General features: G+C 43.9%; 22 protein-coding genes. 8 read left to right on the top strand and 14 right to left on the bottom strand.

The genetic code is table 11. The features are described from left to right. Window positions 1–2: 2 nt before the first annotated feature. Genes ACFOJ8_RS10525 through ACFOJ8_RS10535 form a run of 3 tightly spaced genes read right to left on the bottom strand, consistent with a single transcriptional unit; the run spans window position 3 to window position 2817 of the window. Window positions 3–1415, bottom strand: a complete 1413-nt coding sequence (locus ACFOJ8_RS10525; protein WP_380650411.1) for a glycosyltransferase family 2 protein — start codon at window positions 1413–1415, stop codon at window positions 3–5. After that, a complete protein-coding gene (locus ACFOJ8_RS10530) occupies window positions 1415–2425 on the bottom strand; it encodes a HEAT repeat domain-containing protein (RefSeq protein ID WP_380650413.1) in 1011 nt (336 codons plus the stop codon). The genes ACFOJ8_RS10525 and ACFOJ8_RS10530 overlap by 1 nt, the downstream gene beginning before the upstream one ends. Next, on the bottom strand, window positions 2416–2817 hold the full coding sequence (locus ACFOJ8_RS10535) for a response regulator transcription factor (RefSeq protein ID WP_380650415.1): 402 nt from the start codon (window positions 2815–2817) through the stop codon (window positions 2416–2418). Before ACFOJ8_RS10535 ends, ACFOJ8_RS10530 begins: the two co-directional genes overlap by 10 nt. A gap of 287 nt (window positions 2818–3104) precedes the next feature. Here ACFOJ8_RS10535 and ACFOJ8_RS10540 point away from each other — a divergent pair, with 287 nt between their 5' ends. Beyond that, the gene (locus tag ACFOJ8_RS10540; RefSeq protein ID WP_380650417.1) at window positions 3105–4196 is read left to right on the top strand and encodes a GGDEF domain-containing protein; all 1092 of its coding nucleotides are present in this window, start codon (window positions 3105–3107) and stop codon (window positions 4194–4196) included. Between the two features lie 82 nt (window positions 4197–4278). Here the strand turns inward: ACFOJ8_RS10540 and ACFOJ8_RS10545 are convergent, their stop codons facing one another. The 7 genes from ACFOJ8_RS10545 to kynU all read right to left on the bottom strand — a co-directional run bounded on the left by ACFOJ8_RS10545 (window position 4279) and on the right by kynU (window position 11157). Next, on the bottom strand, window positions 4279–5580 hold the full coding sequence (locus ACFOJ8_RS10545; RefSeq protein WP_380650419.1) for a pyrimidine-nucleoside phosphorylase: 1302 nt from the start codon (window positions 5578–5580) through the stop codon (window positions 4279–4281). 17 nt (window positions 5581–5597) lie between these two features. Next, the gene (locus tag ACFOJ8_RS10550; RefSeq protein ID WP_380650421.1) at window positions 5598–6734 is read right to left on the bottom strand and encodes a glycosyltransferase family 4 protein; all 1137 of its coding nucleotides are present in this window, start codon (window positions 6732–6734) and stop codon (window positions 5598–5600) included. A 15-nt stretch (window positions 6735–6749) separates the two neighbouring features. Further along, entirely contained in the window at window positions 6750–7898 is a 1149-nt protein-coding gene (locus ACFOJ8_RS10555) for an NAD-dependent epimerase/dehydratase family protein (RefSeq protein WP_380650423.1), read from the bottom strand. 190 nt (window positions 7899–8088) lie between these two features. After that, window positions 8089–8409 carry a hypothetical protein gene (locus ACFOJ8_RS10560; protein WP_380650425.1) on the bottom strand — a complete coding sequence of 107 codons (321 nt, stop codon included), beginning with the start codon at window positions 8407–8409 and terminating at the stop codon, window positions 8089–8091. A 16-nt stretch (window positions 8410–8425) separates the two neighbouring features. After that, a complete protein-coding gene (locus ACFOJ8_RS10565; protein WP_380650427.1) occupies window positions 8426–9268 on the bottom strand; it encodes a tryptophan 2,3-dioxygenase in 843 nt (280 codons plus the stop codon). Continuing rightward, window positions 9269–9892 (bottom strand): arylformamidase, encoded by a 624-nt coding sequence (kynB, locus tag ACFOJ8_RS10570; protein ID WP_380650429.1) that lies wholly within the window; start codon window positions 9890–9892, stop codon window positions 9269–9271. It lies immediately after the preceding gene. Beyond that, the gene (kynU, locus tag ACFOJ8_RS10575; protein ID WP_380650431.1) at window positions 9892–11157 is read right to left on the bottom strand and encodes a kynureninase; all 1266 of its coding nucleotides are present in this window, start codon (window positions 11155–11157) and stop codon (window positions 9892–9894) included. The genes kynB and kynU overlap by 1 nt, the downstream gene beginning before the upstream one ends. A 141-nt stretch (window positions 11158–11298) precedes the next feature. Between kynU and ACFOJ8_RS10580 the strand changes: the two genes are divergently transcribed. After that, the gene (locus ACFOJ8_RS10580) at window positions 11299–12021 is read left to right on the top strand and encodes an SDR family NAD(P)-dependent oxidoreductase (protein ID WP_380650433.1); all 723 of its coding nucleotides are present in this window, start codon (window positions 11299–11301) and stop codon (window positions 12019–12021) included. A gap of 24 nt (window positions 12022–12045) precedes the next feature. After that, window positions 12046–12471, top strand: coding sequence for a hypothetical protein (locus ACFOJ8_RS10585; protein WP_380650435.1), 426 nt, complete (start codon window positions 12046–12048; stop codon window positions 12469–12471). Between the two features lie 40 nt (window positions 12472–12511). Here the strand turns inward: ACFOJ8_RS10585 and ACFOJ8_RS10590 are convergent, their stop codons facing one another. Both ACFOJ8_RS10590 and malQ read right to left on the bottom strand, forming a co-directional pair. Further along, window positions 12512–14863: a glycogen/starch/alpha-glucan phosphorylase gene (locus tag ACFOJ8_RS10590; RefSeq protein ID WP_380650437.1), complete on the bottom strand. Its 2352-nt coding sequence runs from the start codon at window positions 14861–14863 to the stop codon at window positions 12512–12514. Next, complete coding sequence (malQ, locus tag ACFOJ8_RS10595; protein WP_380650439.1) at window positions 14860–16341, bottom strand: 4-alpha-glucanotransferase; 1482 nt, start codon at window positions 16339–16341, stop codon at window positions 14860–14862. Before malQ ends, ACFOJ8_RS10590 begins: the two co-directional genes overlap by 4 nt. A gap of 330 nt (window positions 16342–16671) precedes the next feature. Here malQ and ACFOJ8_RS10600 point away from each other — a divergent pair, with 330 nt between their 5' ends. Genes ACFOJ8_RS10600 through ACFOJ8_RS10620 form a run of 5 tightly spaced genes read left to right on the top strand, consistent with a single transcriptional unit; the run spans window position 16672 to window position 20994 of the window. Then, window positions 16672–17583 carry a metal ABC transporter solute-binding protein, Zn/Mn family gene (locus tag ACFOJ8_RS10600; RefSeq protein ID WP_380650441.1) on the top strand — a complete coding sequence of 304 codons (912 nt, stop codon included), beginning with the start codon at window positions 16672–16674 and terminating at the stop codon, window positions 17581–17583. 12 nt (window positions 17584–17595) lie between these two features. After that, the gene (locus ACFOJ8_RS10605; RefSeq protein WP_380650443.1) at window positions 17596–18321 is read left to right on the top strand and encodes a metal ABC transporter ATP-binding protein; all 726 of its coding nucleotides are present in this window, start codon (window positions 17596–17598) and stop codon (window positions 18319–18321) included. Further along, complete coding sequence (locus tag ACFOJ8_RS10610; RefSeq protein WP_380659927.1) at window positions 18296–19189, top strand: metal ABC transporter permease; 894 nt, start codon at window positions 18296–18298, stop codon at window positions 19187–19189. Before ACFOJ8_RS10605 ends, ACFOJ8_RS10610 begins: the two co-directional genes overlap by 26 nt. Then, the gene (locus ACFOJ8_RS10615; protein ID WP_380650447.1) at window positions 19189–20283 is read left to right on the top strand and encodes a metal ABC transporter permease; all 1095 of its coding nucleotides are present in this window, start codon (window positions 19189–19191) and stop codon (window positions 20281–20283) included. Before ACFOJ8_RS10610 ends, ACFOJ8_RS10615 begins: the two co-directional genes overlap by 1 nt. 54 nt (window positions 20284–20337) lie before the next feature. Further along, window positions 20338–20994, top strand: a complete 657-nt coding sequence (locus ACFOJ8_RS10620) for a metal-dependent transcriptional regulator (protein ID WP_380650449.1) — start codon at window positions 20338–20340, stop codon at window positions 20992–20994. Window positions 20995–21037: 43 nt separating this feature from the next. On the opposite strand, the gene ACFOJ8_RS10625 is transcribed toward ACFOJ8_RS10620, so the two are convergent. Both ACFOJ8_RS10625 and wrbA read right to left on the bottom strand, forming a co-directional pair. After that, entirely contained in the window at window positions 21038–21865 is an 828-nt protein-coding gene (locus ACFOJ8_RS10625; RefSeq protein ID WP_380650451.1) for a manganese catalase family protein, read from the bottom strand. Between the two features lie 116 nt (window positions 21866–21981). Further along, the gene (gene wrbA / locus ACFOJ8_RS10630) at window positions 21982–22593 is read right to left on the bottom strand and encodes an NAD(P)H:quinone oxidoreductase (RefSeq protein WP_380650453.1); all 612 of its coding nucleotides are present in this window, start codon (window positions 22591–22593) and stop codon (window positions 21982–21984) included. Window positions 22594–22620: the final 27 nt, after the last annotated feature.

The following is a 22620-nucleotide window of genomic DNA, read 5'->3' on the forward strand; positions in this document are numbered from 1 at the left end:
GTCTACCCCTTGTTCCTCCCCAGTCCCTGACGCTCCATTTTGCCCCAGTCGTGTCTTTTACGCATAAAATTGTAGATGCCTTCTATTCTCCAAAATAGAGTCAGTGGACGATACCAGAATGTTTCCAACAGAGCGAGCAGTACCATTATTAAAATCGTACGTGGCCGTGTGTAATTTTTCGTCGTCCATGCTTCAAGTAGCAAGGAAAACGAAGAAAAGATCGAACCATAAAGGATCAGTGCAAGCATCAGCAGGAGTGCCATCTCCACATAAAGATCTCCAAGGAAGAAAGACACAAGAATATAGATATATCCACCGAGCTCAATCAATGCCCCAAGTCCCTCGAACAGCCAAAAGTATGGAAAGGCAAAAAGCCCGATTCTGCCATACTTCGGATTCAATGTCATATGCTTGTGACGCCATAGACTTTCAATAAGTCCCTGACTCCATCTTCTTCTCTGACGTCTTAATACCCTGAGTGAAGTCGGTGCCTCGGTCCAACATACCGGTTCTGGTACAAATTCGATACGCTCGTCCGACTTTGTTCTTCGCAAATGTTCGTGAACTTTAACGACCAGTTCCATATCTTCCCCAATGACACCCGGTGTATATCCCCCAGCCGCGATGACTGTCCGTTTTGAAAAAACACTGAATGCCCCGGATATGATCAACACCATATTGAAGCGACTCAAGAAGATACGACCGAGCATGAACGCTCTCAAGTATTCAATGATCTGCATCATGACGACTGGCCGACGCGTCAGCTGCCGCTCGACAAGTGAACCAAAATGTATATCGTTGCCGTTCGCAATGCGAACATTACCTCCTGCTGCGACCACTTTACCATCAGATGCAATAATAGGTCGCATAACTTTCAGCAAAGAATTTTCATCCAATATGGAATCTCCGTCAATTGAACAGAAGTAAGGATATCTGGCCAGATTGATGCCCGTGTTGAGTGCATCCGCCTTACCGCCATTCTCCTTCATGATCATGAATACTTTTGGATGCAGCCTCGACTGGTACACTCTATTCACTTTTTTAGTCTCTATATGCTGGATGATCTCAGGATAAATCCGCTCCATACTGAAAGCCTCAATAACTGTTTCTGCCGTACTATCTTTTGAACCATCGTCTATGACGACAATTTCTGATTCCGGATATCTCAGATTGATCAAAGAATGCAAACTTTCTACAATACCGGCTTCCTCATTATATGCCGGCACAAGGATAGAAACAGGTTTGGTGAAGAGATTGGTTCTGAGATCATCATCCAGCATTTCGTCATCCAGCAACTTTCTTTTTGAGAGCGCTTGATAGGCAAAAGCCATCATCACAATATAAAAGACAGTGATGAAGAGTACGTAGATCAAAATGATCCACCCAAGTATAAGTCCAATATTTTGCCAATCCATTATTTCTCACCTTCCTTCAGTACAGGCAGTGTCTCCGGTGGAATCGGCACTGCCCATTCAGTCATCGGTTTTTTAAACCTCGACAAGGAGCGGACAGCTTCCTTCCTTACCATCTCGTGAGGATCATCTAGCATTTGTTTAAGTTGAGGGATGACACTCTCCCCAATTAGTGGCGCAATACGTGCAATGAGCATTCTCTCTTCCCACACCTCAGAATTATAGAACTTATCATAAGGCGCTGACTGCTCTACAAGCCCAATTGTCTGTACGGCTTTTAATGCCCGTATACGTACTTCAGGGGTCTCATCCGCAAGTAGTGATTCAAGAAATTCTATGGAAGTACCAGAAGGCATAAGTGAAATTCTGCCGACTAATGCATATTTCCCGGGTAATGGAACTTCTTCGAAACGATTTACCAATACTTCTACCTTTTTATCACTCAACTGGTTAAAAATTTTCTTATTTTCGTACTCTGATAGATCCTGTCTCATGAAGTAGACGTAAGCGAAGCGATCCATATCGAATATGGACAGGTAAGTGAGAAAAAGAAAATATTCGTATCGGCTCAGAATTTTTATCTCTTCATTTGTAAAAATCTTCTCAAAACCGGGCAGTTCGAACTCTATCATCTTGCTTAAAGTGTTAACTCGATATGCCCATTTACCACTTCTGAGTCGCTTTTTGTAGGGTTTTACAAAATGTTCGGTACCAAATTGAACAATGCGTTCATCAATATCCTTTGAAGAAGCGTTCTGCTTGAAGGTAAAAAATATTTTTTCAATTGCTTCTAGATCGGTTGACTTCGATGCAGGCAATTTTTCTATCCCTTCACCCTTTACCAGATAATCATGCCACCCTTCGAGGTGGCGTTCGATGTATTGCTCCACTTCATTCTTCCTTTTGATTCTACGTTGAGACTGGGCAATGAAAACCAAAACAAGTGCTATCAGAATACCAGTTAGCGCAAGGATAATCCAAAGTACAATGCCAAGACTGATACTTACGTCCATAAATTATCTCCCCTGTTGATCAATCGATTGATCCTAGCCTGAAAGACTTTCAAATTGAAAGGTTTGATGAAGTAACTATCGACACCTCTGTTCAATGCATATACCATCTCTTCTTCAGTATTTGAACGTGTCATGAAGTAAATGACACCTTTCATATCTGATTTACGGATATGCTGTACAAGTTCAATACCGTTTTTCTTAGGGAGAATATCGTTGATAATATATATACAGCTTTCTTCCTCATGCTTATAGCGTTCCATGAAGTCATAACCGTCCGAATATCCATGGACACCAACTTTTTGTGTATCGTTTCCATCTTCGAGTGTACGAATTAGAATACGACGAAAGACTTCATCAGGTTCCACTATATGAACTGCAATTCGCTCATTCATTTCTACACTTCCTTGTTATATATATTTCTTCAATTCATATTATACTTACAATCAATGGAATTGGCACTTATTAATCCAATTAAAAATAAATTATTCCATTAAGACAAAAGTAGGATTTTGTTATTTGCAACAAATCGAAGATGTTTCAATACAATGGTATGTTATAGTAGATACTGGTAATCAGGTTACATTATCTCATAAAATACACAAGAGAGATAAACTCTTTTGGGTTCTCCAAAATCCAAGTCCACTTTTATACGTAATAAAATAACTGAGGGAGGGAACTTATGTTTCTGGACATGATGGTACTGCTTTCGATGCTGATTGCATTCTTGTACCTTTACTTTCAGATCAAATGGAAGATGGAGCCGCTACTTCAAAACCGTTTTTACGAAATGACTTTCGGTGGAGCCATGGGCGGGTTCATTTCCATACTACTCAACTACTACGCCGTAAGCACACCTCATGGCGGTTATTTTAGTCTGAGTATGGTTGCGCTTATTCTTGTACTCATGTTCAGTAGTGCACGTGCGTTTCTACTGGGTGCATTCATGTTTTTCATGTGGGTCGTATTTTCACCATGGGCCATTTCGACAGTACCACCCGTCGTTATTTTGACTGTCGTTGGTAGCGTGCTCATTGCTTACAGTATACTAAAAAGATTATCCGACTATGTATTGGGATTGATTCTGGTGTTGGTTGTGGGTGCAATTTATTATTTCACGCTACTCACAAACACAGGAAATATACTTATCTCATTGGAAACAGCTTTCTATTATGTTCTACTAGCCACCGTAAGTGTAGCAGTGAGTGTCTCACTGATAAACTACATGACACGTGCCCACCGGCTCTTCAAGCAATATGAGGAAGAAGCTTCAGTGGACGGGCTGACAGGGCTGTTTAATAGAAGAACTTTCGATAACAAGTTGGACGCACTTAGTCCCAAAGAAAGGGCATCCCTGCTGATTCTAGATATAGACTTCTTCAAATCATTCAACGATCGCTACGGTCACCCGGAAGGAGACAAGATGTTAAAAGCGGTCAGTCGTAAGATGCGATCGGTTGTCGGTGAAACCGGTGTACTCTCCCGTAATGGCGGCGAAGAATTCGCTATTATACTGAAAGAGCAAACACGTGAAGAAGCATCGGAGATTGCCGAAAATCTCAGAAAAGCCATTGAAAATAGCCGCTATATTCTACAAAACGGAGAATTTGTCGGTGTCACAGTATCTATTGGTCTTGCATCCTATCCGGAGCAGGTCGATAGAATTGGAAAGTTATACAAAACAGCTGATGAACACCTTTATATTGCAAAAAAACTTGGCCGTAACCAAGTGTGTTGTGAAGATCTTACTATAACAGGAACACCCCACACATAGATAAAGAGGCTCGCTGGTAGTACTCTTAGAAATTAAATCGTGATTCTAACTTCTAAGAGTAAATTACCAGTTTCGAGCCTCTTTATTTTGTAACGATTTGTTTAATTAAATCTATCTTATTTCGGGTTTCACCAATCGTGTAGTTGTCGATGATCTTCTTTTCTACGTCTGCAACATCTTCTCTGTTGCTGTGGATAATAGCAATTGTATCACCTGATTGCACTGAATCTCCGACTTTTTTCTCGAGGACCAGACCAACCGCAAGATCAATTTCATCTTCTTTAGTCTGACGACCTGCACCGAGCATTGCAGATGCAATACCAATTTCCTCAGCAGCAATCGCTTCTACGAAGCCACTTTTATCTGCTTTCACTTCAAATTGGTATTGTGCTTGTGGGAGCCTCGACACATCGTCTGCAACGGACGCATCGCCTCCTTGGCTTTCGAGGAACACCTTGAATTTCTCAAGTGCCCGTCCGTCATCAATGGCATCCTGAAGCTTCTCTTTGGCCTCATCCAATGTTTCTGCTGCACCACCAAGCACCGCCATCTGCGCACCAAGTTCCAGACACAATGCTGTCAAATCCTCTGGACCTTCGCCCTTGAGTGTGTCAATCGCCTCTTTGACTTCAAGCGCATTACCGATGGCATATCCAAGCGGTTCTGACATGCTTGATATAATCGCCATTGTATTACGTCCTACGTTATTTCCAATCGCTACCATTGCTTCTGCCAGTGCAATCGCATCTTCTTCATTCTTCATGAATGCCCCATCGCCTGTTTTGACATCTAGCACGATGGCATTGGCACCGGCTGCGATTTTCTTACTCATGATTGAGCTTGCGATGAGTGGGATTGAATTGACGGTCGCCGTGACATCACGCAGAGCGTAGAGTTTCTTGTCTGCTGGGGTGAGGTTACCGGACTGGCCGATAACCGCAACCTTATTTTGATTCACAAGATCCGTGAATTCTTGTTCACTAATCTCAACGTGAAACCCTTCGACTGCTTCAAGTTTATCGATTGTTCCACCTGTATGACCAAGACCCCGACCACTCATCTTGGCGACTGGCACATCAAGTGCTGCAACCAGTGGCGCGAGTACGAGTGTTGTCGTGTCACCGACACCGCCCGTGGAATGCTTGTCGACTTTTACACCTTCAATTGCCGAAAGATCAATTTGATCTCCGGATTCAACCATAGCCATTGTCAGATTTGCACGCTCTTCCTCGGTCATATCATTGAAAAAGATGGCCATAAGTAGGCTTGAAACTTGATAGTCTGGAATATCTCCTTTTGTGTATCCGGTGATAAAATAGTCGATTTCTGCTTTTGACAACGCTCCACCGTCACGCTTTTTGGCAATAATGTCTGTCATTCGCATAGATATCTTCCTTTCCACTACATATTTTTGCTTCCGACAGAATGTCTGTCTCTCGCTTCCATATAGAAATCAATCAACCGCTTTGACGTTTCGTCCCACGCATAACCCATCGCTGAATTCCGTGCGTTCTGCCGCATCTCTTCAAGTTTCTCCTCATCTTCAAGCACCGACACTGCTTCTAGCATACTTTCTAAGTTTTCATTCTCAAAAAGCATACCGTTTACGCCATGTTCCACCTGTTCGTTCGTTGGTCCGCTTTTGGCAGCAATTAATGGAAGCCCCGATGCCATCGATTCCAAAATGACAAGGCCTAGAGTTTCCGATACTGAAGGAAAAATGAATGCATCCCCCGATGCAAATGCTTTGGATAAATCTTCTCCATGAAGGAATCCTGTGAAAATGGTGTTCGTTCCTTTGAAACGCTTTTCTATATCTGCACGCGCCGGCCCATCACCAACGATTGCTAGACTGATGTCCGGTCGTTTTTCCAGCAGTGGGAGGAGCTTCGGAATCTCTTTTTCTACTGCAATGCGACCAATGAATACAAGAAGTTTGTTGGAGGGTTTCCCACCTGTCAGACGATTACGCATCTCCTCATCTCTATAGTCCGGATGCCGCCCTACGGTATCGACACCCCTTGGTATGACATCAAGTCTTTCAATACCCTCTGCATCGAGCTCTTCACGTATAGCGTTCGACGTGACCAGGTTGAGATCAGCATTTTTATGGTTACGCTTGATATACCACCACAGCAAGGGTTTTGCCCACTTATATATTTTGTAGTAATCAAGATACTTAGGCAGATGCGTATGATATGAGGAGATGAGCGGGATATCAAGTTGCTGCGCCGCTTTTACTGCACTTGTCGCTAGGAGCACCGGGTTGACTGCGTGTACAACATCGGGCTGGAATTTTTTCAATTCATGATACACTTTACGGGATGGGAAACCCCATTTTCTATACCTGTAAAAAGGGAAAGTGATCGGCTTTATGCCGACCACCTTTGCTCCTTTATAATCATATACACCAAGATCTGGGGCAATGACCAGGACTTCATGGCCTTCCCGTATAAAGTAGTCTATTGCATTTGTCAATCTGGTCACAATGCCATCTGTCGATGGCAGGAATGTCTCGGTGACAATCGCTATCTTCACACGGATTACCTCTCTTTATTTCCAAGTTACTTTTGGAAGGACATTTTCTACAATGATACGATCTTTATGCTCAAGCGCTTCCTTAAGCATTTCTTTGAGGACATCCTGGGTTAATAGATGCGGTTCAAGCCCTAAGTCGATCAGGTTTGTATTAACTGCATTATAGTAGTGATCTTCATTTTCGATACGTGGATTTTCAATGCTTTTGATATTCGCTTCAATATCAAGTTCTGCAGCAGCTTGCTTTGTCTTTTCTGCGAGTTCCTGTACAGAGAAAGACTCTGTAAACTGATTGAAGACCCTGAATTCACCTTGGTCGGCTGGATTCTCAGCAGCGATTTCCACACAGCGTACCGTATCTTTAATATTCAGGAAGGCACGCGTTTGTCCACCTGAACCGTATACTGTCATATCATGACCAATCGCAGACTGGATGACGAAACGGTTTAACGCTGTTCCGAACACACCGTCATAATCTAGACGGTTTGCCAGCACAGGATCTTTCTTAGTTTCTTCAGTATTCAAACCATAGACAACGCCTTGGTTCAGGTCTGTCGCACGAATGCCCCAGATTTTGCAAGCAAACATGATATTATGTGTATCGTGTACTTTGGTGAGGTGATAGAAGGAACCAGGTTGTTTCGGGAATGGTAGCGTGTCTTTTCTTCCTTTATGTTCAATTTCAATATAACCTTCTTCAATGTCGATATTCGGCTGGCCATACTCACCCATCGTACCGAGCTTAATTAGGTGGCAATCCGGTTCAAATTCCTTGATTGCGTAGAGTACATTTAGGTTGCCGAGCACGTTGTTCTGCTGCGTATACACCGCATGTTCACGGTCGATCATGGAGTACGGTGCTGAGCGCTGTTCTGCAAAATGTACGAATGCTTCAGGACGCTCATTCTTGAAGACAAGGCTCAGAAAATCATAGTGGTTCAAATCGCCTTCGTAGACTTTGATCTCTTTTCCAGTGAGTTCTTTCCATTTATCTACGCGTTCTTGTAGAGAGGCGATTGGTGTAACGGAATTGGAATGCAATTCCTCATCAATTTTACGTCTTACCAAGTTATCAACAATCGTCACTTCGTGACCTTTCTCGGAAAGATATAGGGCTGTCGGCCATCCACAAAAGCCGTCCCCTCCTGCTACTATAATTCTCATATGAAAATCCTCCGCTTCAAGTGTTATTTGCAATATTCACAGTATACGGCGAGTATACAATAACCATTATAGAGATAAATATATGCAGGGACAAATTTTTATCGGCGGATTTCTCAAATTAAAGAATAATCGAAAATTTTACTCATGCAATGCTTATTCTCACCTTCAGAATCAGCTCTAATCCACCTTATCATTTAGATGTTGTTGTCCACTCTTTACTGTTACGGTATCGCTTTACGTGTGCATATATGTTATCCCCTGCATAGTCTTCGTTCGTATATATTGTAATATCAAAGTATTTACCATGGGATGAAAATGCTTCGTTGAGATAGACATCTTTAAGATGCTCGAAAAGGTTCTTCATCCCTTCCATATCGAGGCTTGGGTATTCCCTAAGCACTCGCTTGTGAAGTTGTCCATTCTGCTCTGTAACTTCTTGGACAACAATTACGAATGTCTCGTCCTCCTTGATAACATGATCAAAAATGTTCGTTTGTCCGTAGTCCCGCATACTGCCACCTCTTTCTTTAAAGTTCGGATCTCAATTCCCAGAGTTCTGCGAAAAAGTAATCGTCAATGACACGCCTTAAATAATCAACGCCTGAGCTGCCACCGGTGCCTTTCTTAAAACCGATGATGCGCTGGACGGTCTTCATATGTCTAAAGCGCCACTGACTGTACAAGTCTTCCACATCAACCAGTTTCTCGAGCATTTCATATAATTCAAAATACTGGTCGGTGTTCAGGTATATCTGTTTGAACGCTTCCTTGACTGACGGGTGCGGTACATACGTTTCAGTCACTTCACGCTGCAGCACAGCGTCGTCAACTTCAAACCCTGCGCGGACGACTGCACGGATGGCTTCGTCGTAGATGCTCGGTTTCATCAGTTGTGACTTGAGCTGCTCATAGACCACCGAATCTTTTTCATAAATTTTGAGCGCATGTGTCGTCTTGTAGCCGAGACTGAATTCCATCATACGGTTTTGATAGGACTGGAACCCTGAAGCATTGCCGAGGCTGTCACGGAACTTCAGATAGTCACTCGGCGTCATAGTCGACAATACATCCCAAGCCGAAATAATCTGCCTTTGAATATTGGTCACTCTCGCCAGCTTCTTGAAGGCCATCCTGAAATCATCGACCTTTATATCCTCGATTGCAGAATTGATTTCGTGAATGATCAATTTCATCCATAGCTCGGAAACTTGATGGATGATGATGAACAACGTCTCATCGTGCTCATCAGTCAATGCATTCTGTGAGAAAAGAATACGGTCGAGACTGAGGTACTCGCCATACGTCATATCCTTTAAAAAATCTGTTTTTACATCTTCTCCTTCTAATGTGTGGTCCTGATAGTTGCTCATTTAAACTCCTCCTTTGGAACGTAGTGCCGCACGTACAGGCGAACCGTCGCCACCTTTTATCTTCAAAGGCATGGCGATAAAGTCATAATAGCCCGGAGTAATCTCATCCAGCACTGTGTTTTCGATGATCATTATATCCCTTTCATGCAGCAGGTGATGGATATCGAGTGTCTTCGAATCAATTGGATCCACAGAAGCAACGTCGATGCCAAAGAGTTTGATCCCACTGCGTGCAATATGTTCCACCGCCCGCTTTTCAAGGACAGGAACTTGAGCTGGGAAAAGCGTACGCTCAGTATGGTCTTTTGTCTTTATTAGTAGGATTGTTCCTTTAAGTTGAAATTCTTCCAACGCTTCCAATGTAATCGTGTGCTCAGCCGTTATTTCAACAACCGTTGCTTCACCTATATAGCGGTTGATATCCAACTGCTCCACCGTGATGCCGGCATCATCAAAATGAAAAGGCGCATCGATATGCGTACCGATATGCGTACTCGTTTCAATCCTGCCAATATTGACTGAGCCACTCTGTTCTTTCGATACTGTGCGCTCGTAGGTAAATGGAGTATCTTCAGGCCAATGGGCAATATTTTCATCAAGCATCTGTGTAATATCCTGCCACATCAAGCAATCACTCCCCGTCTGTTCTCGTATGCCTCGTAAAGGCGGTTATCCATGATTTCCTTTAGTATCGCCACAGTATGATAGACATCTTCGAATGAATTGTACAATGCCACCGGTGCAATTCTAACATAGCTTGGTGCACGGAAATCCGGAATCACACCTTTTGATTTCAACGCTGCATTAATACCGGCCGCTTGTGGATGCCCAATTAGTATATGACCGCCACGATGCTCAGGTTCCCTCGGTGTTACAACCTCTATGTCATAATCCTCAAGCACTGCATCGATCATAGTCATCATAAAATCAGTAAGTTCGAGCGACTTCTTGCGTATGTTCTCCATACCAGCTTCCTGGAACATTTCCAAGGTACCAAGGAGCGGTGCCATTGAGAAGATATGCGGGGTCCCAACCTGATATTGACTGATATCAGGCGCCTGATCGAAAGTGTGCCCCATATCAAACTGCGTCTCTTTATTGTTACCGAACCAGCCTTTCAGACTTACTCCAACGTCGTGGTGTTTCTCGTGGATATACAATCCGCCAACAGAACCCGGTCCGCCGTTTAGATGCTTGTATGTACACCACATTGCGAAATCCACATCCCACTCCTTGAGCTGATGCGGCACTGAACCGATGGAATGACATAGATCAAAACCAATCAGGATCCCTTTTTCATGTGCCTTTTCTGTCAGTTTCTCCATCTCCAATACCTGTCCACTGCGATAGAGCACAGAGGGTAATAGTATCATCGCAACACTCTCATCCATGTGCTCAATGATCGTATCAGTAGAGAGAGTATGCCCATCGTGGGACGGTACTTTGACCATCCCATCCGGATAGCCGTAATCATCCAGAATCGATTGTACTGCATAGATATCGGATGGAAAGTTAAGATCGTCTACCAGAATCTTATGTCTCTCATCCGTCGGCTGATAGAGCGTTCGGACAGTCTGATGGATGTTTATGGTCGTCGAGTTTGTCGCCAATACTTCATGACGCTCTGCACCGATTATTTGCGCCATCATTTCCCCAATTTTTTCACTCATATAGAACCAAGGACGGTCGCCACGCGTCCATCCATCTATGCCATGCTGCTTCCAATCCTCCATGACATCGAGCAGACTCTGTTCTGCAGGTCTGCTCATCAACCCAAGGGAATTCCCGTCCATGTAATGGACAGCCTCTCCCAAATAGAATTCTTTTTTATACTTGGCAAGTGCATCCTGTGCATCTTTCTTCTGTGCCAGTTCCAACCATTCTTTCATATTAGTGCCTCCTTATCTATACTGCATAATTTTGATTTCATTATACAATGATTCTAACACAAGAAAAGCGTCATCAGTGTCTGAGGAATGTGTATTTGCTACAATGAGATCATAAGTATTATCAAAAAGGGAGAGAAAAACATGCAGAAAATCAGAGGAAAGTACGCTGTCATTACCGGAGGCACGAAAGGTATCGGACTGGCTACCGCTCACGCACTGGCAGCAGAAGGTGTCAATGTCGCAGTCATCGGACGGAATGCAGAGACACTTAAAGAAGCAGTTATAGAGCTTCAAAAACACGACGTGGAAGTCGTTGGATTGAATGGAGACGTTTCAACTAAAGAAGACGTCGACCGTATGATCAATGAATTGGATGAGCCATTTGAACGCATCGATATACTGATCAACAACGCAGGTATCATGAACCCCACTTCTTTCCTAGATAGTTCCGAAGCAGACTTGCGCGAGATGATGGATATCAACGTCTTCGGGATCTATCACATGATGCATGCCGTACTTCCATTGATGAAGGGTCAAGGGCAAGGGGATGTCATCAATATTTCATCTATGTCAGGACTAAAAGGTGGGCCGAACAGTTCGCTCTATTCTGCAACGAAATTTGCAGTCATCGGTATGACTGAGGGGGTCATGCAAGAAATGCGCCAGCACAACATCAGAGTGTCGTACCTGACACCATCAGCTGTACTAACGGATCTTATTGGTGAGACGGGACTTAAAAAGGAAACCATGACACATGCAGAAGACATTGCTGATATCATCGTCAGCCAACTCAAACTGAACCCGAGAACTTTCATCAAGACCAGTCAGATGTGGGCTACCAATCCGATAAAAGAAGACAATTAGAGAATAAATTCCGGAGGCGATAAAATGGCAGGACCAGCACTCAGACAACTCCATGCCCACCGAGCCATCCACGACGCAAGCCTGGGAGGTGCAGAGGACCACGTTGCCGATATGAAAACTCTATTGAATAAGCAAGAACATGAAGCACTCGCTCTAGAGATGCAGTCATTTATCGAATATGTGGAACAGCGTATTCTTACACATGCCGAGAGCGAAGAAGAGGAAAACGGACTTTATCAGGAAGCTGTGGATAAAAAGCCCGCGCTCCATGACAAAGTCCAGCAGCTGACGCGAGATCATGATTTGATGCGTACAATGATTGAACGAATGAAATCCGAACTGTCCAAGGAAGCAGTCGATTTTCAAAAACTTATCGATTATTCCGTCTCCATCATCATTGTGGATGAAATTCACTCAAGAGACGAAGAGCAGTTTCTCCTAGAAGATTAAAATGGCTTGACCGCAATTGCGGTCAAGCCATTTTAATCTTCTACTGTTGTTTTGCGATATGCCAGATGCCTTTTGCATATTCCTCTACGGTACGATCTGAAGAGAATTTTCCTGCGTTGGCCATGTTGATGAAACCTTTTCTATAGAACGCTTTTTCATCTTTAAAATCTTGAGCGATCTGATCCTGTGCCTCTCGATAGCTCTCGAAATCCTCAAGCACGAAGTACTGGTCTTCTTGTATCAGATTGTTATACAGGTTCTGGAACATGCCAGTATTATTGTCTTGGAATGTACCATCCACCAATGATTCGACAACAGTCTTGAGGCCTGGTGTACGTTTTATCGCAGAAGTGGGATCATAATTTTTCCGCTTCTCTACAACTTCTTCTACTTCCATGCCGAAGATGTAGTTGTTCTCTCTGCCTGCTTCCTCCACAATTTCAACGTTGGCACCATCCATTGTACCGACTGTAACTGCGCCGTTCAGCATGAACTTCATATTCCCCGTGCCCGATGCTTCTTTTCCTGCTGTGGATATCTGTTCAGAGACATCTGCTGCTGGGAACAGTCTTTCAGCATATGAGACACCATAGTTCTCGACAAATACCACTTTAATAATATCATTCACTTCCGGATCAGTATTCACACGATTTGAAAGCTCATTAATATACTTAATGATGGATTTTGCCATGTAGTATCCAGGAGCCGCCTTCGCCCCGAAGATGAATGTCCGTTTTGTCCACTCTGCTTCTGGGTCAGCTTTAATACGGTTATACAGATCGCTGATATAGAATGCCATCATCAATTGGCGTTTATATTCATGAAGCCGTTTGATCTGAATATCGAAAATTGAGTCCGGGTCGATATCCACTTCCTCGTGGAACTGAATGTATTCTGCAAGCTCCTTCTTCTTTTCACGCTTTATATCTATGAAGCGATCAAGCACTTGCTCATCATCTTGCATTCCTTCCAGTGCTTTTAATCGATCAAGCTCTGTCACCCATTCATTCGATTCTAGTTGATCTGTAATGAGTTCGCTCAGCTGGGGATTGGACTGGAGCAACCATCTTCTCTGTGTAATGCCATTCGTCTTATTGACGATGCGGTCTGGGAACAGTCTATGCCATGCGCTGATGACATCAGTTTTAAGCAAATCCGTATGAATTGCTGCCACACCATTAACTGCACGTGTTGCGTAGATGGACATAAATGCCATATGGATGCCGTTGTTTTGGATAATCAGGAAGTTATGCCACTCATTTTCATCAATCTTCCATTCCCTCAGTTCTGCAATCAGACGAGAGTTAATTTCCTCTATATACGGATACAGATTGGGCAGTACTGATTTAAAGAGTTCCTTATTCCAAACTTCCAGCGCTTCTGCTAGCAGTGTATGGTTTGTATAGGCCATGGATTTCTGAGTGATATCAAAAGCCTTCTCGAAATCTACACCCTCTTTTTCAAGCAGGCGAATAAGCTCAGGGATAGCCAATGCTGGATGGGTATCATTCAGCTGGATGGAGTGCAGTTTTGAAAAGTCGTCGAAATTCTTGTGTCCGTCTGCTTTATATTTGATCATCAAATCTTGGAGAGAGGCAGAAGTGAAGAAATACTGCTGTTTTAGTCTGAGCTTCTTCCCTTCGTTGGTTGAATCGTTCGGGTAAAGTATACGTGAAATGGTTTCTGCTTCGTCTTGGGCTCTTACCGAGTCGATATACTTGCCCTCATCGAACGCCTTGAAGTCGAATTTATCAATTGCTTCTGCTTTCCATAAACGGAGCGTATTGATGGTATCTCCACCGTAACCTACAATCGGCATATCGCAAGGGACAGCTTCCACCTTGTCAGCATCGCTAAATTCGATGATTCTGGCATCATTACTGTTCTTGATTAGCCAAGGATTACCATTCTCAAGCCAAGGATCGGCAGATTCGACTTGGAACCCGTTAACGAAGTTTTGTTTGAAGATGCCATATTGGTACAGGATACCATACCCGGATAAAGGATAGTCGAGTGTTGCTCCAGAATCCAAGAAACAAGCGGCAAGGCGGCCCAGCCCACCGTTGCCGAGCCCAGCATCATCCTCAGCATCTTCGAGTGCATTGTAATCCACACCCATCTCATCCAGTGTCCTTTTGACCTCATCATTAATTCCGAGATTGACCAGGTTATTACTGAGCGCGCGTCCCATAAGAAACTCAGCAGATAGATAATAAGCTTGCTTCGTCTTGTTGAACTTCCCCTTAGATTCAATCCACTTTGGTACAAGGTACTCCATTACAGCACTGCCGACTACTTTAAATTGTTCCTTTTCATTGAGCGCGTAAAAAGACTGACCATGACTCTCGTAAGCTTTACCTTCGATTCTTTCTTTAAGTTGTAGCGATGTCATAATGACCTCCCGTAGCGTTTATTAAGATTTTTAAGATACGATTTATGCGACTTTAAAAGTGCATCCTGTGTCATGCGCCATTCCCAATTTCCCCCGATGGTTGAAGGCCAGTTGAAACGGGCCGTGTCGTCTAGACCGAGAAGATCCTGAACGGGAATGATAGCTAAGTTGGAAGATGAGGCAAAGACGCCCCTGATACAGCCATTGACGTAGCCTTCGTCATCAGTAAGATTCAGGTAGTTCTTTGCTGTCTCTACAGCTGCTGTGTCTGCAGTATTAAGCCACCCCTGCATTGTTTGTGTATCATGGTTGCCGGTATATGCAATCGAATGCCGTGTGTAATTGTGCGGCATATACTCGGAATCCTCTGCGCCAAAACCAAATTGCATCACCTTCATACCAGGATAACCTGTTGCTTCAATCAAATCATAGACTTCTTCAGTAAGAAATCCGAGGTCCTCTGCAAGAATCTCCTTATCTCCGAGCCTCTCCTTTATTGCTTCAAATAATGAAAGACCAGGCCCCTTGACCCACTTTCCATTCTCCGCTGTTTCATCCGCGGCAGGCACTTCCCAGTAAGCTTCAAAGCCCCTGAAATGATCGATACGAACTGCGTCGAACAGCTCGAAACTCTCTTCGACACGTCTGATCCACCAATGGTAGCCCTCCTGCTTCATTTTATCCCAATCGTAAATCGGATTCCCCCAGAGCTGACCTGTATCACTCATCATGTCAGGCGGAACACCAGCAACAACTTCTGGATGTAGATTTTTATCTAGCTTATAGAGATCCGGTCTGGACCAGACATCCGCACTGTCTGCTGCTACGTATATTGGAATATCTCCGATAATGCGAATCCCTTTTTTGTTTGCATATACCTTTAAATCATGCCAATGTTCGAAGAACAAATATTGGGTGAAGACCCAAAAATGGATATTTTTCTTGTGTGCTTGCCGGAACTCCTCCAACACTTCCCGGTCGCGGAGACGATAGGACTTCGGCCACGCGGTCCAAGCTACGTTTCCGTAAGCTTTCTTGATAGCCATGAAGCATGCGAAGTCAGGGAGCCAGTCTTCATGTACGGCCATGAACTCTTCAAGTGCTTCCTCAATTTCCGGATAGGCACGCTGAAACGCCTTATTCAGTAAAGAGAGCTTTCCTTCGTACAATTTTGCGTAATTTACACTCTCTTCGTCCTCCCCAAGATCTGTCTGTACAATTTCCGATTTTTTCAGCCACCCTTCCTCAACTAATCGATCTAAATCGATGAAGTAGGGGTTTCCGGCGAAGGCGGAGAAGCTTTGATATGGAGAATCTCCAAAACTAGTGATACCAAGGGGCAGTATTTGCCAGTATTTTGTATTTGTAGCAGAGAGGAAATCTACAAATTTATAGGCATATTGACCAAAGTCCCCGATACCGTATTCTCCAGGCAGCGAGGAGACGTGCATCAACAGGCCACTTGAACGCTTTTTCATCGTATCCCTCCTTATGCAAACGTTTGTATCTCTTACATTCGATTATATCATAAATAATGTCAGCCACACTCTGTTCAAAGTATCTAGAACATTATCATTACTTCCAAAATAGGGGCTTCGAACTTTTGTTGCGGTTGTCTCGTTAATGCGTTTCAACTAAGTTCCAAAAAGGATGACCAACTTCTCCTCTTTTTCCGCTCTGTCTCAAATTAAACAATTAAATATCAAACTTAACGTTATTAATAAAGGAAACGAGAGATTATTAAATTTTTAGGTTTGACTAAATAATTTTGTTAGGGTAACCTAAATAAAAAGTCGCGGAGGTGTAGTATGAAGAAAGTATTCGCATTATTTTTGGCCACTTCAGTCCTTCTACTAACTTCTGGATGTAGTGGTCAAAGCAAGGAAGAGGGCAATCCGGATGTCGTAGTAACAACAACATTCATCTATGATATGGTTCAGGTTCTTAGTGAGGACGTCGACGCATTTGATACCTCTCTAATCATTCCAGCAGGTGAAGATCCACATATCTACCAGCCGAAAGCAAGTGATCTTTCGCTGATACTAGATGCCGATACACTACTCTATCAAGGATTAAATTTTGAAGGACGAATGGCGGATGTTTTGGAGAGCGGCACATCCATCACTAGAAATTTTAAAGACGCAACTGTACTTGAAGAAGACGAAGGTGAAGCAGATCCCCATTTCTGGTTCGATATAACTCTTTATAAAAAAGCAATGAACACTGTCTGTGAAAAGCTCTCTGAGGATTATCCCGAATATAAAGACACTTTCGCTCGGAATAAAGAATCTTATTTTGAATCTCTCGACGAACTGAATGACTATGTAGAAAAACGCATTGAAGAAATACCTAAATCATCGAGGCTTGTCATCACCCCTCATGACGCTTTCAACTACCTAGCCGCCAACTACGATTTGGAAGTCCACGCCCCTCAAGGTATTTCTACAGATGCTGAAGTTTCTAACAATACAATCGAAGCAACTGCAGACTTGATTATGGAAAACAATATCAAAGCAGTTTTTGTGGAGACAACTACAAACCCCGATCGGATGCAGCGCCTTGAGGAGATCATCCATTCAAGGGGAGGGGCGGTCGAAGTAGTTGTCACCAACGAAGAGGCACTCTTATCGGACTCACTAGCAGAACCGGGGCGTGAGGGAGACACGTATATAAGTATGTTTAAGCATAATATCGATACGATTACTGATCATCTGAAATAGGGAGATAAATACATGAACTCATTGATTAAGATAAAAGATTTGAACGTTGCCTATCAGGAAAAGCCTGCACTATGGCACGTCAACATGTCCATTCCTGCCAATAGCCGCACCGCCATCGTTGGTCCTAACGGTGCCGGCAAGTCGACACTGATAAAATCCATAATGACACTTATCAAGCCGATTTCCGGAAAGATAGATATCGATGGAAAAGAGGCAAAATACGCCTTAAAAAGAATTGCCTACGTGCCCCAAAAAGGCGAAGTCAACTGGGATTTCCCTGCAACCGTATTAGACGTGGTGTTGATGGGAAGATATGTGCACAAAGGTTGGTTCAAACGCCCGAATAAGAATGACTCGGATATTGCCCTCTCAGCCCTTAAGACTATGAAAATGGAAAGCTTCAAAAACCGTCAGATATCCGAGCTGTCCGGTGGCCAGCGGCAAAGAGTCTTTCTCGCCCGTGCCATTGCCCAGAATGCAGATATCTACATCATGGACGAACCGCTCCAGGGAATCGACATCACTACTGAGAAGTTAATTATCGATGTCATGAAGTCGCTACAAAAAGAAGGAAAAACGTTCATCGTCGTCCACCACCAGTTGGACACAGTAGAAGATTATTTCGATTACGCTGTCATTTTGAACAAGACAGTCATTACCGAAGGGACTGTTGAAGATGTCTGGAACGAGTCGAACATAAAAAAAGCTTACTATGAGACGAGTGGTACGTATGATTGACATACTGACAAGCTATACCTTCATAATTGTGGCACTTGGGACAGTCATCCTTGGCATCGCTTCTGGAATCATTGGTACGGTCAGTGTCATCAAAGGGCAGAGCCTGATTGGAGATGCTGTCGGACATGCGACCTTCCCAGGAGTTGTACTTGCTTTCATGCTTGTTGGGACGCGAGAAACATTGGCTTTGGCACTTGGCGCTCTATTGCTCGGCATCGTTGCCTTCTTCTTCATCCAGGTCATTACAGAACACTCACGTATTACACTTGACGGTGCACTTGCACTCGTCCTTTCCTCATTTTTTGGACTCGGTATGGCCCTGATGAGCTTTGTACAGGGAAATCCAGATTTTGATGGGACACAAGGGCTTTCCGATTATATATTTGGACAGGCTGCCTACATGCTTCGCAGCGACGTATATCTTATATTGGTGGCCTCTATCATCAGTCTGATGATTTTTATAATATTCTACAGCCAACTCAAAATCTACGTGTTCGATCCTGTGTACAGTCGAAGCATCGGCATCAGCAATAAGATGATGAACTTCATGATACTGGCTATCACCATTACATTAATTGCGGTTGGATTAAAAGCGGTTGGCGCCATTCTTATTGTCAACTTGCTGATTGCCCCGGCTGTAATTGGTCAACTCTGGTCCAATAGATTCAGTCATGTACTTGCGATTGCTGGCATAGCAGGCGCTGTCTCAGCTTTTACAGGTACCTACATCAGTACTGCAGGCAATAATATTGCCACAGGACCTGCGATCATACTCGTACTGTCCACCATGGTACTTCTGTCTCTGTTGTTCGCACGAAAAGGTTTGCTCAGACGCAGTATGCTGAAAAAGAAAGCAGGTGAGTACTGATGATGATAGAAGTCCTATTTGTATTAATTGTTACTGCGATGGCCACCAGCCTACTCGGAGTTTTCCTTGTCCTGCGCGGCATGGCAATGGTTACCGACGCAATCAGTCATACAATCTTGCTCGGTATCGTGCTTGCGTTCTTCATTACAAACGACATTCGCTCACCGTGGCTCATCGTTGGCGCAAGCCTGATCGGGCTAGCAACAGTCTATATAATCGAGCTCGTATCAAAAACAGAGCTCGTCAAGCAGGATGCTGCTATTGGGTTTGTCTTTACAGCACTTTTTGCCATAGCCATCATACTTGTCTCAAAATATGCGGGCAATGTACACCTGGATCTAGACGTTGTACTTATGGGAGAAGTCATCTTTGCCCCCTTCAACCGCATTGATATATTGGGGTTCAGTATTCCCAATGCACTCTGGCAACTATCCATCATTCTGCTGATTAACATTGCCTTTGTTACTTTATTCTATAAAGAGTTAAAAGTGACAAGCTTCGATCCAAAATTTGCATATATTGCCGGGTTTTCCGTCGCTTTCATGCATTATGCTCTGATGACGCTGGTTTCCGTTACAGCTGTCGCAGCTTTCGATGCAGTCGGCTCCATTCTTGTGATTAATTTCTTTGTCGCCCCTGCCCTTACCGCCTATCTACTAGTCAGAAGATTAGAAGCAATGATTGTTCTTACGCTGGGCTTTGCTGTACTGAATAGTGTGGCAGGCTACTGCATCAGCTTTTATTTCGATCTTTCGGTCGCAGGAACTACTGCTTTTGTCGCACTGGGTACGTTCATGGTCGTTTTCCTTTTCAACAGCAAAGGGTTGATCAGCAGCCGTCTTCAAAAGATGCAGCAGAAAAAAGCGTTTAGTCGTGCCATGATATTGATGCTCTTGAATGAACAGTCTAATCAATCATTGGCTCAGAAGGATATCTTGACACACTTTAATCTGTCTACTAGACAATTCAAACGGCATATCGATCGCCTAATGAGAAATGGGTATATAGAGAAGGAGTCCGGAACTTACAAGCTCACCGAAAACGGGGAAGAATTCACTCGCTCCATACGTCTCAAATACGAGTTGCCTGCCTAGAGTCTATGCTTCATAATAGTTAGAGGAATTATCGGACTAGAACGGAGGATTATTTTGAGCCCGACTAAAGAAGACTATCTGAAAATCCTGTTTGAACTTGGTGGAAGGACAGAACAGGTTCCAAATAAAGAGATTGCCAACCGGTTGAGTATTTCACCCCCAACAGTAACGGAAATGATGAACAGCCTCGTTAAGTCTGGATGGGTGGTATACACACCTTATAGAGGCAGCAAGCTAACGCATGAGGGTACGGAATATGCAAAGAAGATGATTCGAAAGCACAGACTATGGGAAGTGTTTCTCGTGAAACACCTTGGCTTCTCGATTAACGATGTGCATTCAGAAGCAGAGCTGCTTGAACATACGACGAGCAACGTGCTGGCTGATAAACTCGAGCAGTACCTCGACTATCCGGAGCACTGCCCACATGGTGGTGCCATTTCTGTAGACCGCATGGACGAGCAGGAGGTACGGAGCATTCACCTGACCGAGGCCGAAATAGGCATGCCAGTGAGAATATCCCGAATTGTGGATGACGAAAAACTCCTCCAATACTTCGAAAGCCATAGCCTTGGAATTGGCGATGAAATCACTGTTAAGGAACGGGACAGCGCACTCGATCTGATTGCTCTGCATCACGGTACTTCCGATAAAGAAATACAGATCAGCCAGACAATTGCCCAATATCTCTTTGTTGAATATATAACTTAAAAAACTTCCCTTCGTTGAGAGGGGAAGTTTTTTTACATCTGTTTTATTTATCCTGGTTTGGCAGGGTATTATGCATATATTTCGGAGCCGGATTCAGGACAGGAATTTCCCCATATGCCTTTGGCGTACTTTCGTACTGGAACTCTGCAGCACCGTCTGGTGTTACACCATCCATCCATTCGAGCTGTGAGCTACCTTCACCTTCAGAGAAGTTATAAAGTTTGTACGAGAACTCTGTCGCTTCCATGTTGCTCGTAACTGTAGATGGGGTCACTACGCCTTCTTTTGATTCCAAATCTTTAATTGCTGCAATCCACTGGTTCTGGTGCATTGTGTCTCTAGCCAACAGGAAAGAAAGCATTTTTTTGACGCCAGGATCATCCGTCATTTCATAAAGTCTTGCCACTTGTAGACGACCTTGGGATTCGGCATTGAGGTTTGCTCTCATGTCTGCAAGAATGTTGCCGCTAGCTACGATATATCCGCCACTCCATGGTACCCCAGCACTATTTTCCGGACCCGCACCCAATCCAGTTACAATCGCATGGTGCGGGTTCATACCACTCATGATTGCACCTATTGCCGGGTCTTTCATCGCTTTTTCCTGCTCATCAATCGGTGCACCATCAAGCAACCTTGCTACCATCGTTGCGAGCATTTCTATATGGCCAAGTTCCTCAGTGCCAGTGTCCATGAGAAGATCTTTATATCTTTCATTCCCTCTCGTGTTCCATCCTTGGAATAAGTACTGCATCGCTACTGACATCTCACCATATTGACCGCCAATGACTTCTTGCAACATCTTTGCAAATATCGGGTTCGGTTTTTCAGGCATGGCTTCGAACTGCAATTCTTTTCTATGGTAGAACATGGTATCCCCTCCTTTTCATTATATGTTTTACACATATAAGTTACCCTCTAACTTTTTTAACAAACATATGTAAAAAAAGAGCAGCTGAACGTAATCGTTCAACTGCTCCACTATTCTTACTGTCCTTGTCCTTCTTTGAGCCACTTAGCTATTTCGATTGTGCGTTTCGCCTGGCTTTTCACAGCATCTTCTATATCTCCGACAATGCCATTCTCATCCACCGTTGCAGAAACACCATAAGGATTGCCTCCAGAGGCAAACTGTACAGGATCCGCATACCCTGTAGGTACGATGATTGCCCCCCAGTGTGCCAGTGTCTTATGAATCGACAGCACTGTAGCTTCTTGGCCACCATGCGGATTCTGCGCTGAAGTCATTGCACCAGCGACCTTGTTTACAAGCTTACCTTGAGCCCATAAGCCACCCGTCGTATCGACGAATGCCCTGAATTGTGATGCCTCTACACCAAAACGCGTAGGAACACTGAAAATAATGGCGTCCGCCCAGTCGAGATCTTCTGTTGTTGCCTCTTCGACATTCTGCGTCTTTTCGTGATGTTCTTTCCATGCGGGATTCTGTTCTATGGCTTCCATGGGTGCCGTTTCCGGGACTTTACGTAGTCTTACGTTTGCACCGACACTCTTACCTGCTTCTTCAGCCCACTGGGCCATCTGATGATTTGTACCGGTGGAGCTGTAGTAAACTACAGCCAAATTCAGTTCTGTCATGATATCTCTCCTTAAAAAGAATGGTGT

The sequence above is a fragment of the Salinicoccus sesuvii genome, from assembly GCF_042648145.1.
In the GTDB taxonomy this organism is placed as follows: domain Bacteria; phylum Bacillota; class Bacilli; order Staphylococcales; family Salinicoccaceae; genus Salinicoccus; species Salinicoccus sesuvii.

Bases quoted from the DNA above. Each gene is read 5' to 3' on its own strand.
- ACFOJ8_RS10590 (WP_380650437.1), bottom strand. From the start codon at position 14,863: ATGACATCGCTACAACTTAAAGAAAGAATCGAAGGTAAAGCTTACGAG.
- ACFOJ8_RS10605 (WP_380650443.1), top strand. From the start codon at position 17,596: ATGAACTCATTGATTAAGATAAAAGATTTGAACGTTGCCTATCAGGAA.
- ACFOJ8_RS10530 (WP_380650413.1), bottom strand. From the start codon at position 2,425: ATGGACGTAAGTATCAGTCTTGGCATTGTACTTTGGATTATCCTTGCG.
- ACFOJ8_RS10540 (WP_380650417.1), top strand. From the start codon at position 3,105: ATGTTTCTGGACATGATGGTACTGCTTTCGATGCTGATTGCATTCTTG.
- ACFOJ8_RS10535 (WP_380650415.1), bottom strand. From the start codon at position 2,817: ATGAATGAGCGAATTGCAGTTCATATAGTGGAACCTGATGAAGTCTTT.
- ACFOJ8_RS10565 (WP_380650427.1), bottom strand. From the start codon at position 9,268: ATGAGCAACTATCAGGACCACACATTAGAAGGAGAAGATGTAAAAACA.
- ACFOJ8_RS10615 (WP_380650447.1), top strand. From the start codon at position 19,189: ATGATGATAGAAGTCCTATTTGTATTAATTGTTACTGCGATGGCCACC.
- ACFOJ8_RS10555 (WP_380650423.1), bottom strand. From the start codon at position 7,898: ATGAGAATTATAGTAGCAGGAGGGGACGGCTTTTGTGGATGGCCGACA.
- wrbA (WP_380650453.1), bottom strand. From the start codon at position 22,593: ATGACAGAACTGAATTTGGCTGTAGTTTACTACAGCTCCACCGGTACA.
- ACFOJ8_RS10625 (WP_380650451.1), bottom strand. From the start codon at position 21,865: ATGTTCTACCATAGAAAAGAATTGCAGTTCGAAGCCATGCCTGAAAAA.
- ACFOJ8_RS10545 (WP_380650419.1), bottom strand. From the start codon at position 5,580: ATGCGAATGACAGACATTATTGCCAAAAAGCGTGACGGTGGAGCGTTG.
- ACFOJ8_RS10580 (WP_380650433.1), top strand. From the start codon at position 11,299: ATGCAGAAAATCAGAGGAAAGTACGCTGTCATTACCGGAGGCACGAAA.
- ACFOJ8_RS10585 (WP_380650435.1), top strand. From the start codon at position 12,046: ATGGCAGGACCAGCACTCAGACAACTCCATGCCCACCGAGCCATCCAC.
- ACFOJ8_RS10525 (WP_380650411.1), bottom strand. From the start codon at position 1,415: ATGGATTGGCAAAATATTGGACTTATACTTGGGTGGATCATTTTGATC.
- ACFOJ8_RS10560 (WP_380650425.1), bottom strand. From the start codon at position 8,409: ATGCGGGACTACGGACAAACGAACATTTTTGATCATGTTATCAAGGAG.
- ACFOJ8_RS10610 (WP_380659927.1), top strand. From the start codon at position 18,296: ATGAGACGAGTGGTACGTATGATTGACATACTGACAAGCTATACCTTC.
- kynU (WP_380650431.1), bottom strand. From the start codon at position 11,157: ATGAAAGAATGGTTGGAACTGGCACAGAAGAAAGATGCACAGGATGCA.
- ACFOJ8_RS10600 (WP_380650441.1), top strand. From the start codon at position 16,672: ATGAAGAAAGTATTCGCATTATTTTTGGCCACTTCAGTCCTTCTACTA.
- malQ (WP_380650439.1), bottom strand. From the start codon at position 16,341: ATGAAAAAGCGTTCAAGTGGCCTGTTGATGCACGTCTCCTCGCTGCCT.
- kynB (WP_380650429.1), bottom strand. From the start codon at position 9,892: ATGTGGCAGGATATTACACAGATGCTTGATGAAAATATTGCCCATTGG.